Annotated in this window: 12 protein-coding genes; 3 read left to right on the top strand and 9 right to left on the bottom strand. The window is 66.9% G+C overall.

The window, feature by feature from the left end; translation table 11 throughout:
* Positions 1-10 precede the first annotated feature (10 nt).
* Positions 11-2,212, top strand: a complete 2,202-nt coding sequence (locus AC1VVG_RS25745) for a glycoside hydrolase family 3 C-terminal domain-containing protein (RefSeq protein WP_482836626.1) — start codon at positions 11-13, stop codon at positions 2,210-2,212.
* Between the two features lie 65 nt (positions 2,213-2,277).
* On the opposite strand, the gene AC1VVG_RS25740 is transcribed toward AC1VVG_RS25745, so the two are convergent.
* Together AC1VVG_RS25740 and AC1VVG_RS25735 are read right to left on the bottom strand one after the other, a co-directional pair.
* Entirely contained in the window at positions 2,278-2,403 is a 126-nt protein-coding gene (locus tag AC1VVG_RS25740) for a hypothetical protein (RefSeq protein ID WP_257786268.1), read from the bottom strand.
* The gene (locus tag AC1VVG_RS25735; protein ID WP_482837219.1) at positions 2,400-2,978 is read right to left on the bottom strand and encodes a DUF4865 family protein; all 579 of its coding nucleotides are present in this window, start codon (positions 2,976-2,978) and stop codon (positions 2,400-2,402) included. Before AC1VVG_RS25735 ends, AC1VVG_RS25740 begins: the two co-directional genes overlap by 4 nt.
* A gap of 130 nt (positions 2,979-3,108) precedes the next feature.
* Between AC1VVG_RS25735 and AC1VVG_RS25730 the strand changes: the two genes are divergently transcribed.
* Together AC1VVG_RS25730 and AC1VVG_RS25725 are read left to right on the top strand one after the other, a co-directional pair.
* The gene (locus tag AC1VVG_RS25730; RefSeq protein ID WP_059556698.1) at positions 3,109-3,966 is read left to right on the top strand and encodes a LysR family transcriptional regulator; all 858 of its coding nucleotides are present in this window, start codon (positions 3,109-3,111) and stop codon (positions 3,964-3,966) included.
* A 354-nt stretch (positions 3,967-4,320) separates the two neighbouring features.
* A complete protein-coding gene (locus tag AC1VVG_RS25725) occupies positions 4,321-4,908 on the top strand; it encodes an IMPACT family protein (RefSeq protein WP_034191569.1) in 588 nt (195 codons plus the stop codon).
* A 60-nt stretch (positions 4,909-4,968) separates the two neighbouring features.
* On the opposite strand, the gene ppk2 is transcribed toward AC1VVG_RS25725, so the two are convergent.
* The 7 genes from ppk2 to AC1VVG_RS25690 all read right to left on the bottom strand — a co-directional run bounded on the left by ppk2 (position 4,969) and on the right by AC1VVG_RS25690 (position 12,555).
* On the bottom strand, positions 4,969-5,919 hold the full coding sequence (ppk2, locus tag AC1VVG_RS25720) for a polyphosphate kinase 2 (RefSeq protein ID WP_034191570.1): 951 nt from the start codon (positions 5,917-5,919) through the stop codon (positions 4,969-4,971).
* 88 nt (positions 5,920-6,007) lie between these two features.
* Positions 6,008-7,402 (bottom strand): OmpW/AlkL family protein, encoded by a 1,395-nt coding sequence (locus AC1VVG_RS25715; RefSeq protein ID WP_482836624.1) that lies wholly within the window; start codon positions 7,400-7,402, stop codon positions 6,008-6,010.
* Between the two features lie 4 nt (positions 7,403-7,406).
* Entirely contained in the window at positions 7,407-8,702 is a 1,296-nt protein-coding gene (locus AC1VVG_RS25710) for a beta-barrel domain-containing protein (protein WP_034191572.1), read from the bottom strand.
* Between the two features lie 12 nt (positions 8,703-8,714).
* Positions 8,715-9,719, bottom strand: a complete 1,005-nt coding sequence (locus tag AC1VVG_RS25705; protein WP_482837217.1) for a lysophospholipid acyltransferase family protein — start codon at positions 9,717-9,719, stop codon at positions 8,715-8,717.
* Positions 9,716-11,836, bottom strand: coding sequence for a peptidase domain-containing ABC transporter (locus AC1VVG_RS25700; RefSeq protein WP_049034799.1), 2,121 nt, complete (start codon positions 11,834-11,836; stop codon positions 9,716-9,718). Before AC1VVG_RS25700 ends, AC1VVG_RS25705 begins: the two co-directional genes overlap by 4 nt.
* Positions 11,837-11,967: 131 nt before the next feature.
* Positions 11,968-12,153, bottom strand: coding sequence for a hypothetical protein (locus AC1VVG_RS25695; RefSeq protein ID WP_021159490.1), 186 nt, complete (start codon positions 12,151-12,153; stop codon positions 11,968-11,970).
* A 225-nt stretch (positions 12,154-12,378) separates the two neighbouring features.
* Positions 12,379-12,555, bottom strand: coding sequence for a hypothetical protein (locus tag AC1VVG_RS25690; protein WP_006479216.1), 177 nt, complete (start codon positions 12,553-12,555; stop codon positions 12,379-12,381).
* Positions 12,556-12,720: the final 165 nt, after the last annotated feature.

Genomic DNA, 12,720 nt, shown 5'->3' with positions numbered 1-12,720 from the left:
GGAGAGCAACATGCGGGACACCCTCTGGCCGGCCGTCGTGCTGGCAGCGACCCTCTGCACCACCGCCTACGCCGGCAACGCCGATTTCAATTCGCAGGGCGACGCGACCGACGCATTCGCGTCAGCCGCCGCGCAGCGGCGCGCCGACCTGCTCGTGCGCAAGATGACGCTCGACGAGAAGCTCCAGTTCATTCATTCGCAATACGAAATGTCCAAGGTACCGGGCGGCGGTGCCGGCTACATTCAGGGTGTGCCTCGGCTCGGCATTCCCGATCTCAACATGGTGGATTCGGCGACGGGCTCCGGCAGCACCTCGCAGGCCAGCACCACGTTCCCGGCGACGATCGCCGTCGCCGCGAGCTGGGATCGCCGGCTGTCGTACGACTATGGCAAGCAGGTCGCGATCCAGTTGCGCGCGCAAGGATTCGGCATGGGCCTCGCGGGCGGCACCAATCTCGCGCGCGAGCCGCGCGGCGGCCGCCTGTTCGAGTATCTCGGCGAAGATCCGCTGCTTGCCGGCGACCTGCTCGCCGAACGCACGCTCGCCACGCAGCGGCAGAAGGTCATCGCGACGATCAAGCACTACGCCGGCAACGAACAGGAGCACGGCCGGATGGGCGGCAACACGCAGATCGACGAACGCACGCTGCGCGAGCTTTACCTGCTGCCGTTCGAGATCGCCGCGAAGCGCGGCCGCCCCGGCAGCGTGATGTGCAGCTACAACCGCCTGAACGGCACGTATGCGTGCGAAAACCCTCACCTGCTGAACGACGTGCTGAAGAACGAATGGGGCTTCCAGGGCCAGGTGCAGTCCGACTGGGGCGCCGCGCACAGCACCGCGGCCGCGATCAACGCCGGGCTCGACGAGGAAGAAGACGTCGGGCCGACCGTCTACCTCACCCCGGCGGCCGTCAAGCAGGCGATCGCGAACGGCTCGGTGTCGACCGCGCGCCTCGACGACATGGTGCGCCGCAAGCTCGCCGTGATGATCCGCGTCGGCGTGATGGACGATCCGGCCAAGGGCGGCGGCACGATCGATTTCGCGGCCGCGAACCGGTTCGCGCAGGCAGCCGCCGAGCAGTCGATCGTGCTGCTGAAGAACGACGGCAACCAGTTGCCGCTGGCCGCGTCGGCGCTGTCGCGTATCGCCGTGATCGGCGGCCACGCGGATGCGGCCGTGCTGTCCGGCGGCGGCTCCGGCAACACGCGCGATCCGGTTTCGGGTTCGTTCGCGGGCTGCGGCGGCCTGACGTTCGGGTCGTCGACGGGCTGCAGCTGGTGGCGCAATCCGTGGCTGAAGGTCGACATGCCGATCGTCGCGGCCATTCGCGCGCTCGCGCCGGCCGCGCAGGTCACGTACGCGGGCAACAGCGATCAGCAGTCGCCGTTCCGCGCGTACACGCAGCAGGAGATCGACCAGGCCGCGGCGCTCGCGGGCCGCTCGGACGTCGCGATCGTCGTGGTCGCGCAACCGGCCGGCGAGGATTTCGGCGACCTGCAGAGCCTGAGCCTCGCGAATCCGTCGAACCAGGATGCGCTCGTCGAAGCCGTCGCGCGTGCGAATCCGCACACGATCGTCGTCGTCCAGAGCGGCAATCCGGTGCTGATGCCGTGGAAGGACAACGTATCGGCGATCGTCGAGGCGTGGTATCCGGGCGAAGCCGGCGGCAAGGCGATCGCGAACGTGCTGTTTGGCGCGGTGAATCCGTCCGGCAAGCTGCCCGTCACGTTCCCGGCGCGCGATCAGGACTCGCCGACCTGGGGGCAAAACGGCGCGTTCGACAACGATCCCGTCTACGCGGAAAAGCTGAACATGGGCTATCGCTGGTACGACGCGCGCAACATCAAGCCGATGTTCGAGTTCGGCTACGGGCTGTCCTATACGCACTTCGCGTACTCGGGACTGTCGGTGTCGAGACAATGGGACGGCTCGCTGAGCGTCGCATTCACGGTGCGCAACGACGGGCGTGTCGCCGGCGCGGAAACGCCGCAGGTCTATCTCGGCGTGCCGTACAAGGACGAGCCGCCGAAACGGCTGGTCGGCTGGGAGAAGATCCGGCTGAATCCGGGCGAAGCGCGGCGCGTGCGCGTGACCGTGTCGCCGCGGATGCAAAGCGTGTGGGACACGTCGCGTAACGGCTGGCGGGTCGTCTCGGGCGGGACGGTGTATGTCGGTGCGTCGTCGCGCGATATCCGGCTTCAAGGCAACTGATCGCCGGTGAACCCGCGGGGAGCCGCGTGCCCGGCTCCCCGTCTTTGCCGATCGTTCGAGCGGCGTTACCGGAGCAGCAGCGCCAGCACCGCCGCGAGCGCGGCCATCGCGACGATCGCCGCGGCCACACCGGCCAGATGCGCAGCAACCACCAGGCCGGCCGGCAATCGCGACCCGATGCCGGCCATCACGCACCACCCGCTTCCAGCGTATCGAGCAACGGCCGCGCCAGGTGCAGGACCTGATACACCGTACCCGCGCCACCCTCGTCCGGTTCGTGCTCCGTGACGACGGCCCGCGTCAGTCGCCAGCGCAGCGGGTCGAGACTGACGGCAGCGGCCACCACGCCCTGCCGTGCCGCCGTTTCGCGATTGCGCGCGATCTCTCCTGCAAGCGTCGCGTCGAGGTCGGCATCCGGCGGAATATCGAGGGTTTCCAGACGCGCGAAGCGTCCCGTCGACGCACGGCCCTTGCGAGCCTCGAGCACGACCTGGGTTTCGATCGGCGCGCGCCCGAAGCTGTCCGTCACGACCCGATAGCGGCCGGCCGTCACGAACCGCGCGAACGCCTGTTCGTTACGCCACAGATAAAAAGACGCATAGCCGTTTTCCGTCGCGCCGTAACGGCCGGCCTCGCGCAGCAGGAACCCCTTGAACAGCAGATCGGGCGTGTCGTCCCAGAGCGCGCCGCGTTCGCGCACGCGGTTGCGGATGATGTCGAGGTCGTAGTCCGCCGGCAGGCGGTGCACGTAGTACGCGGTCAGCATGGTCGACTCCTGGCGAAAGCAACGGGTGACATTCAGGAAAACGTGCGAACAGCGTAGAAGACCTTGAATAATTTGAAAAGACGATGGCATCATATTTCAATGATTCGATTATTAAATGGATGAGTGCGCGATGAAAACGCTCGACATCGAAGCCGTGCAAGCGTTCGTGCTGACCGCCGACCTCAAGAGCTTCACGCGAGCCGCGGAAGCGATGGACACGACGCAATCGGCCGTGAGCCTGAAGATCAAGCGGCTCGAAGAGGGGCTCGGCCGCCGCCTGCTGGAGCGCACGCCGCGGCAGGTCCGCCTGTCGGCCGACGGCACCGCGTTCCTCGAGCCGGCGCGCGAGCTGGTGGCCGCGCACCACGGCGCAATCGGCGCGTTCGGCACGGGCCAGCGGCGGCTGGTGATCGGCGTCAGCCACCATGTCGTCGGCGCCGATCTGCCGATGCTGCTGCGACGCATGAGCGAAGCGGAGCCGACACTCGTGCTGGAGATCCGCGTCGCGGCGTCGCGCGACGTGCTCGATGCATTCGACCGCGGCCAGCTCGACGCGGCCGTCGCGCTGCAGCACGACAGCCGGCGGCTCGACGGCGAGACCATCCTGTCGGAGTCGTTCGGCTGGATGGCCGCAGCCGATTTCGAGTACCATCCGCCGCAACCGCTGCGGCTGGCCACGCAGGCCGAACCTTGCAGCGTGCGGCGCATGGCCGTTGGCGCACTGGACGAGGCCGGTGTTCCGTGGACCGAGGTGTTCGTCGGCGGCGGTATCGCGACGATCGGCGCGGCGGTATCCGCGGGGCTGGCCGTCGCGGCGCTCGGGCATCGCGTGGCGCCCGCCGGCACGGTCGACGTCGGAACGCGATACGGGCTGCCGCCGTTGCCGGCGCGCGACGTGGTGCTCCATTCCAGCCTGACCGACGCGCGCGCCCGGCAGGCACTGCGCACGCTCGGCGCGGCGCTGCGGTCGTCGATCGGGGTACGTTGACGTCGCACGCACGGGTGCGTTCCGAAGCCCTCACGGGGAAAACCATGCGCCCGCTGCGCGACCGGTTCAACGAGCGCGGGGCCGCCCTTCAGCTATCCACGCGATCGACCTCGGGAGCCCATGGTTGTTCGACGGGCGGCATGCTCGCGCACGGTGGCCATCTTCGTCTGCGTCTTCGTATCCGGCACATCGCCCGAGCCGGGTTTCGACCGCATCGAAATGCTTCGATGCGCACCACGGTAAAATTCCCGTTTCGTCCCGTCCGCGCGTGCAGGTGCCATCCACGTGCGGGCCGATATCCCAGCATCGCCAGGCCATCATCACCTTGACTTCCTTACCTGTTGCTCGCGGCGCATGAGTTACACGCTCGCCACCACCTATATCCGCGAACTCGAGATCCGCAAGAGCCGCTTCATCGGGCTCGCGATCCCGGTCGACGACCGCGATGCCGCGATGCAGGCGCTGCAACGCCTGCGCGACGCGCATCCGACGGCCACCCATGTGTGCTGGGCGCTGCTGGCCGGCGGCCAGTCGGGCATGTCGGACGACGGCGAGCCGTCGGGCACGGCCGGCCGGCCCATTCTCGAAGTGCTGCGCCATCACGATCTCGACGGCGTGCTCGGCGCGGTCGTGCGTTACTACGGCGGGGTGAAGCTCGGCGCGGGCGGACTGGTGCGCGCCTATACGGATGCGATCGCCTCGGCGCTGCTCGATGCCGAGCGCATCGAGCGCATTCGCCAGACGCGGCTCGCGATCGAGATCGGCTACCCGGAGGAGGCGCGCGTGCGCCGCTGGATCGAACAGGCCGGATACGAACTGGTGGACAGCACGTACGGCATGACGGTGAAACTGGTGATCAAGCTGCCGGAAACCGCCGAGGCCGATGCGAGGGCCGAATTGTTCGACCTGACCCAGGGGCGCTCGGGGTTTCCGGACCTGTGACGCGCGGGCAAGGCACCTGCCTTCCCCGCTTTGCCTGACGCTGCCAGGCGCATTCCTGCGTCAGTAAGTATCCGGCACGATCATGTCGTCCGGCGTCGGCCGGCGGATGTAGTCCTCGTGATGCTCGCGCGGCGGCAGGTCGATCGACGGGTGCGGCACCTCGTGATACGGCACCTGGCCCAGCAGATGGTGGATGCAGTTCAGCCGCGCGCGCTTCTTGTCGACGGCCTGCACGACCCACCACGGCGCCTCGGGAATATGCGTGCGCTGCAGCATCTCCTCCTTCGCGGCCGTATAAGCCTCCCAGCGGCGCCGGCTTTCGAGGTCCATCGGGCTCAGCTTCCACTGCTTCAGCGGATCCTGGATCCGCGCCTGGAAACGCACTTCCTGCTCGTGATCGGTGATCGAGAACCAGTACTTGACGATCTGGATGCCGCTGCGCACGAGCATCTTCTCGAACTCGGGTACCGACCGGAAGAACTCCTCGTACTCGTCGTCGGTACAGAAATTCATCACGCGCTCGACGCCCGCGCGGTTGTACCAGCTGCGGTCGAACAGCACGATCTCGCCGCCGGCCGGCAGATGCGCGACGTAGCGCTGGAAGTACCATTGCGTGCGCTCGCGGTTGTTCGGCGCGGGCAGCGCGGCGACACGGCACACGCGCGGGTTCAGGCGCTGCGTGATCCGCTTGATCACGCCACCCTTGCCGGCCGCGTCGCGCCCTTCGAAAATGACGACGAGCCGGTGCCCGGTGCTCACGACCCAGTCCTGCAGTTTCACGAGTTCGCCCTGCAGCCGGAACAGCTCGCGGAAATACTGCTTGCGTGCCTCGCGACGCGCCTGCGAAAACAGCAAGTCGTCGCCGTCGTCGAAGCGACGGTCGTCGAGTTCCATTTCCAGTTCTTCGTCGTATGCGTCGACGAGATCTTCCTCGAAGCGGCGCTGACGCGCTTCCATCGAGCTCGAATCAGCAAGGTTGTCGGTCTCGGTGCGGGTATCTTTGTCGCCCATGGGGCCTCCTTCCATCATTGACGCGGCCAAACTTCGCCATTATCCCAGCGTCGCGCGTCAAATTGATGAAAACCGGCCGCCGGGACCGTCAGAAGCGGAAGTTCAGCAGCACGCTGGCCAGCACCGGATTGGCCGAAATATCGAAGGTGTTCGATGCAAGCGTCCGGTTCGGCTGGCTGATGTCGAGCGTGATCTTCGTCCGCAGCGGGATATAGGTGACCATCCCCGTGATCCAGAGCCGGCGCGTGATCTGGTAGCTCGCGCCGACGGTGAACACCGGCTCCCACACGCTCTTCACCTTCGTCGATACATTGGTCCGCCCCGACAGCAGCAGGTCGCCGCCGGCATCCCAGATCCGCTGGAACATCGCCGGGTCGAGCAACAGCGACTGCAGGCTGCCGATGTCCGCGCCTGCCGCGAGCAGCCCGCCGAGCGACGCGAGCTTGCGCTGGAACACGGGGTTCAGGTTCGTGTTCGTGAAGCGCGTGTAGCTGACGCCGATGCCCGCGAACGGCCGGAAGCGATCGTCGCGCTCGCCGAGGTAGTACTTGAACACGACGGACCCGAGCCACGCGCGCGTGGTCGCGAGCGGATTGCTTTGCGTGTTCGCAAGGTCGATCAGCGGAAAACGCCCCTGGACGCCGGCAAAGATGCGCTCGAGCGGCAGCGCGATGCTGCCGTGCCCGCGCAGCGTCAGCACCGGCGGAATGCCCGCGCCGAGTTCGGCCGCCCAGTGCTCCGATAAAAAGTGGGTGAACGTGAACGCCAGCGTGTTCGTATTGCTGAGCGACAGGCTCGACCCGGCGTTCTGGAAGCTGTTCAGCCCGAGCGCGTCGGTATGCGTCGTCACGGGCGTCGACCGGCCGGTCGTCCCGACGAAGTGCCAGCCAAGGCCGACCATGTTGCGGTCGTCGCCCATCAGCTGCTCGAGCAACGGCGGCGCCTGCGCGGCCGGCAGATCGGGCAGCCGCGACGGATCGACCGGATGCAGTTCGTACGGCATCCGGCCGGCGTGGACCACGCCGCCAGCCGATGCGTCATCCGCCGTTGCCTCGCGCGGCGCAGCCGGCGCGCAGCCGTCGTCCGCGCCGTTGTCGTCGAAGCCGATACCGTCGACGCCATCGTCGCGCGCTCCCGCGCACGCGCGCCCCGCTTCAACGGTGCGCTGCCCGAGCGTGATCTTGCGTGCGCTCAACGGGACGGCGTCGAGCGGCGGCACGCCGGCCGCAGCGCCATCGCGCCCGCCGCGCGCCGGCCCTGCATCGGTCGCCCACGCGCTCGCGTCGAACCCGTCCGCATCGCCGCCCGGCCAGAAGCCGATCCCGTCGGCACCGGCCTGCCAGCGCGGCGCGGCATCGCCGTCCGGCTGCGGCGCGCCGTGCGCGGCAGCCGCGCACGCGAACAGCGTCGCGCCGAGCCAGCGCGACAACGGACGCACGGCGCCCGGCCGCGCGCGGCGGCGGGTAATGTCGCGATTCGCCATCGGCTCAGGCCGGCACGCCGAACAGGCGCTGGCGGATCCGGTACAGCGGCTCGAACAGCCATTCGAGCAGGCTGCGCCGCTCCAGCACGACGTCGGCCTTCAGCATCATCCCGGCCCGCAGCGACAGCGGCCGCCCCTCGAAGGACGGCGTTCGATCGGCGAGTTCGACCCAGGTCTTGAAGTAGGTCTGCGGCGCGGCCGCATCGCCCGGCAGGTTCAGCTCCTTCGCCGAAAACGCGACCGGCGAGATCGACAGCACCTTGCCGCGATAGGTGCCGAACTTCTCGACCGGATAGCTTGCGTACGCAACCTTCACTTCCTGCCCCTTCTTCACGAAGCCGGCCTTCGACGACGGAATGTAGACCTCGGCGATCAGCCCGTCGGCCTGCGCGGGCAGGATCTCGACGACGCGCGTGCCCGGCGGGTCGATCACACCGCCCTGCACGACGTCGAGCCGCACGATCTGCCCGTCGGCCGGCGCGTACAGCACCTGGTTCACGTTCTCGTCGATGTTGTATTCCTTCGCGTTCAGCTCCTCCTGCTTGATCTTCAGTTCCGCGTTCGCGCCGTCGTACTTGCTCTGCATCGTGTCGAGGTCGCCGCGCAGCTTCATCGCGTTCTTCGCAAGCTCGGCGCGGCGCAGCAGCAGGTCCTGGTACGCCTGCCCGGCCTGCAGGTACTGCGTGTTGACCTGGTTGTACTGTTCGAGCGTCACGACCTGCTCGTCGAGCAGCTGCTTCACGCGTGCGCGCCGTTCGCCGTACTCGTCGACGATGCGCTTCTGGTCCTGGATCTGCCGGTCGATCAGCCCACGGCTCTCGCCTTGCGCGGCGATCTGCTGGTTGATCTGCTGCACCGACGACCGGTATTCGAGCCGTGCCGCGTCGATCTGCTGCGTCACCTCCACGCGTTGCCGGTCGAGCGCCGCACGCATGCCCTGCACGTTGTTCGCCTGGCTGACGAAGCTCGTGTCGCGCGTCACCGCCATCAGCCGCTGGCCGGCCTTCACCTGCTGGTCCTTGCCGACGTAGATGTCGCGCACCGCCCAGCCCGGCGGCGCGCCGACGCCGATCAGCCCCGAGCGCGGCGTCAGCATCCCCGACACGCTCTCGGTATTCGCGTAGCTCAGTTCGACGAGCGCCGTCACGAACATCGCGAACATCGCCAGCGACAGGTAGCAGAAAAACCGCATCGACACCGGCACGTCGACGACGCCGTGGATCACGGTGCCGAAAGTGGTGCCGCGCGCGAGCTTGCGCGACGGCTTTTGTTCTTGGAGGGCGGAATTCCAGATCGGCATGGGGCAGGCTCGTCAGGGGCGACGCCGCGCGGCCGCATCGAGCAGCGGCGTCGGCATCAGGTAAGGCGTGAAGTGTTCCCAGAAATGCCATTGCTCGGGCTGGCGCACGAGCGCCTGTTCGAGGCGGTCGACGATGCGCTGGTGCGTCGCGCGCACCGGCGATGCGTCGTCGTCCGCCCCGAGCATCGGCGCGAGCGGGCTGGCCGCGAGCCCGGTGAAATGCACCGCGCAGCGATCGCGAAACGGCACGCCCGTCGCATACGCGACGAGCAGCGGAATCCCCTGTTCGACCGCGAGCTTCACGCCGCCGCCGGCCATCCGCACCCAGCGCCCGCCGAGCCGGCAGCGGTTGGTCTTGCCGAACTTGCCGTGCAGGTCGGAAAACAGCAGGAACACGGGCGCTTCGCGCCGCAGGCTCGTGATCAGCCGCCGCAGATGCACGCGCTCCTCGATGTCGATGAACTCGACGTCGCCCGCGCCGTATTCGGCGACGAGCCGCAGCGCATCGTCGAAGAACGCGCCGGGCGCGTCGCGATGCAGGATCACCATCAGCTTGCGGTCGTCGGGAATCATGAAGCGCAGTTTCGTGACGAACAGCATCAGGTTGCCGAAGTGCAGCCCCGCGAGCATCAGCGGGCCGCCGCGTGCGAGCGCCGCGCGCAATTGATCGTCGCCTTCGCACGCCATCCCGTCGATCATCGACTTCATCGACGCGAGGCTGTGCGTGCGCAGCTTGAGTCCGGCGAACTCGGCCTCGAACAGCTCGCGCACGATCGCGGCCGATACTTCCCGCACGCGCCGCGGATCGTCGTTCAGGTGCGCGCTCAGCATGTAGGCGACCGCGCGTTCGATCGATTCGCGAATGGGCGGAAAGCAGCGCAGGCATGCGCCCGAGCACCAGCGCATCAGCCGCAGCCCGAACGCGGGCGACGTACGCAGCGCGACCGCACGCACCGCGCGGCGCAGCAGGAACGCATACGAGAACGGATTGAGCAGGAAGAGCCGCCCGAGCATCACCGTGCCTCCTCGGCCGCGTGCCACGCGCCGGTCGCGTCGGTCAATACGCCGTCGTGCATCTGGTAGATGCGGTCGACCATCGACAGGATCGACGCGTCGTGCGTGACGAGCACGATCGTGCACGGCAGCGTCAACACGTTGCGGCAGATCTCGTGCGTCGTCGCCTGGTCGAGGTTCGACGAAAACTCGTCGAGGATCAGCAGGCGCGGCTCGCAATACAGCGCCCGAGCGATCAGCAGCCGTTGCATCTGGCCGGCCGACAGGAACTTCTGCGTATCGCCGAGCGGCGTGTCGTAGCGGTGGTCGAGCCGCTCGATCTCGTCGTGGATGCAGGCGAGCTTCGCCGCGTCGAACATCGCGCCGATCCGCGGCGCCGGCGCGAAGTTCGTGATGTTGTCGCGGATCGTCCCGCGAAACAGCTGGTCGGACTGCGTGACGGCCGCGAGATGCTTGCGGTACTGCCGCAGGTTCACTTCCGCGAGATCGACGCCGCCGACGAACAGCGTGCCCGGATCCGGGCGCACGAGCCCGCAGATCAGGTTCAACAGCGTCGTCTTGCCGCTGCCGGTGCGGCCGACGATCGCGATCTTGGCGCCGGCCGGCACGTCGAGCGCGATGTCGCGCAGGATCGGACGGTTGCCGCCCTTCGGCGTGTACGACAGCGCGCGGATCGACAGCGCGCCGTCGAATCCGTCGACCGGCCGTACGACCGCATCCGGCGCGGGCTCCTCGGTCTCGGTCTGCAGCACGTCGGCGACGCGGTCCATGTGCACCTGCAGCACCTTGCGGCGCACATGGAGCTGGATCGAATCGATGAACTTGTCGGCGAACAGGTTCTTGTACTGGATGAACGCGTAGATCACGCCGATCGTGCTCTGTCCGTGCATCACGAGCCACGCGCCGTACGTGACGATCACGAGTTGCTCGACGTGCACGATCCCTTTCGAGATCGCATCGAACAGCAGTTGCAGCCGCTCCTGCTGGCGCATCGCCTGCAGCTTCTGCGTGAACGCGTTGACCCACAGGCTGCTGCGCGCGGTCTCGGCCGACAGCAGCTTGATCGAATGCGCGGAACGGATGTTCTCGATCAGCAGCGCATCGGCTTGCGCGCCGCGCGTGAGGATCTGCGACATCGCGTCCTGCAGCCGCGGCTGGATCGCGAGCCGGCTCAGCGCGAACAGCACCATCCCCGCGAGGCTGATGCCGGCCAGCACGGGGCTGTAGTACAACATCAGCACGAGCGTCAGCGTGCAGGTGACGATATTCAGCAGCCCGCCGACCAGCCCGTCGACGAGAAAGCGCCCGACCTCCGACACCGACGACACGCGCGAAATCGAATCGCCGGTGTTGTGGAACAGGAAATAGCCGATCGGCAGCCGCGCGAGATGGCCGACCATGTTCGCCGACAGCTGCTGCGACACGATGTTGCGCAGGTAGCTCTTGATGTTGCCGACGAGGTTCGCGTACAGCGTGTCGAACAGGAACACGATCGCGAACAGGATCGTCAGCAGGTACAGGATGTCGACGTCGGTCTTCTTCAGCGCCTCGTCGATCGTCAGCTGCACGTACGACGGGCCGAGCAGCAGCAGGAGCTGCGCGGCGACGCCTCCCGCGATGCCGATCGCGAGGCTCTTGCGGATGCCCGTCAGCCCTGCGAGGTAGTCGCGCAACCGGATCCGGTCGGTCGGACCCGCCCGCGTGAAGCCGATGTCCGGATTCAGTTCGAGCGCATAACCGGTGATGTGCGTGAGCGCCTGCGCGAGCGGCAGCTTCGTCTCGCCGAGCGCGGGGTCGACGATGTGCACGCTGCCGTAGCCGACCTTCGTCAGCACGACATAGTGGTTCATCCCCCAATGCAGGATGCACGGCGTCTTGAGCGCGTCGAGTTCTCCCGCGTCGAACTGCAACCCGCGCGCGCGCAGCCCGAGATCGTTCGAGATCTCCATCAGGTCGAAGAACGACAGCCCGGAATCGATCCGCACCGGATAGCGGTTGCGCAGCGTGCGCAACGTCGTTTCGCGCCCGTGCCACGACGCGATCATCGCGAGGCAGGCCAGGCCGCACTCCGTCACCTCGTCCTGCAGGACCGGACGGACTTTGCGCGTATTGAAGAGCATGGTCGGGCACCCGGGGCGCGACGACACGCCGCCCGGGCCTGCCGTGCGGGCCCGTGGCGGGTCGTGCGCGATACGCATGGGCGCAGCCGGCGCACTGCCGGCCGCGGCGGAAGACCGGTGTTACCGGCCGCTCAGCGCGACGAGCCGAGCGACATCCGGAACTGTTCGACGGCGCGGGCCTGGTACTGGGTCATCAGGCCCTGCAGCGTGGTCCCGATCGACTGGTTGACGAGATCGACCGTATAGGCAGCCGAATTGGAGTAAAGCGACGCGCCGCCACGAATCTGGCGGGCCTGTTCTTCCGTGATGTCTCGCATTTGTTGTGGCCTTTATATTGTCGGAATGCCTGCAGCCGTCAGCCAATCGAAAACTCAATGGCCGTTTACTTTATTACGGAGATAATCCGGCACTCCTGCCTCCTGATAATCGCCCGATTCCGAAATAATGCATTCCGGAGTCGCTTAATTGCCACTGCGGCGATCGATTCTTTTCCTTCTGTTTCGCGGCATCTCGCGCGGGGGGCGCCTCCCCGCGCACGGCGGTTACTTGCCGGTGTTGTTGAACGTCTTCGGGTTCTGCAGGTAATTGCCGAGGCTCGGCAGGAACTGGCCGAGCGCGGTCACCACCGGCGCGGCGTCAACGGCGAGGCTGCCCAGCGAGCTGATCGCCCCGCCGCCATGCACATTCCTGACCTGTTCCGTCGTCATGACCTTCATCATTCTCTCCTCGTAAAAAATAAAGATGATGCAAAGAACCTTCATTGAAAGACAAACGGCTTTTAATCCCTAGCGACTTGTTAATCTAATAATCACCGCGATTACCAGCCGAAATCAGGCTATCATGCGGTCGCATCGAAATTCAATGGAGGACACACTCTTACAGTC

The sequence above is a fragment of the Burkholderia sp. L-4 genome, from assembly GCF_056856535.1.
This window is presented reverse-complemented; position numbering and strand designations above follow the sequence as displayed.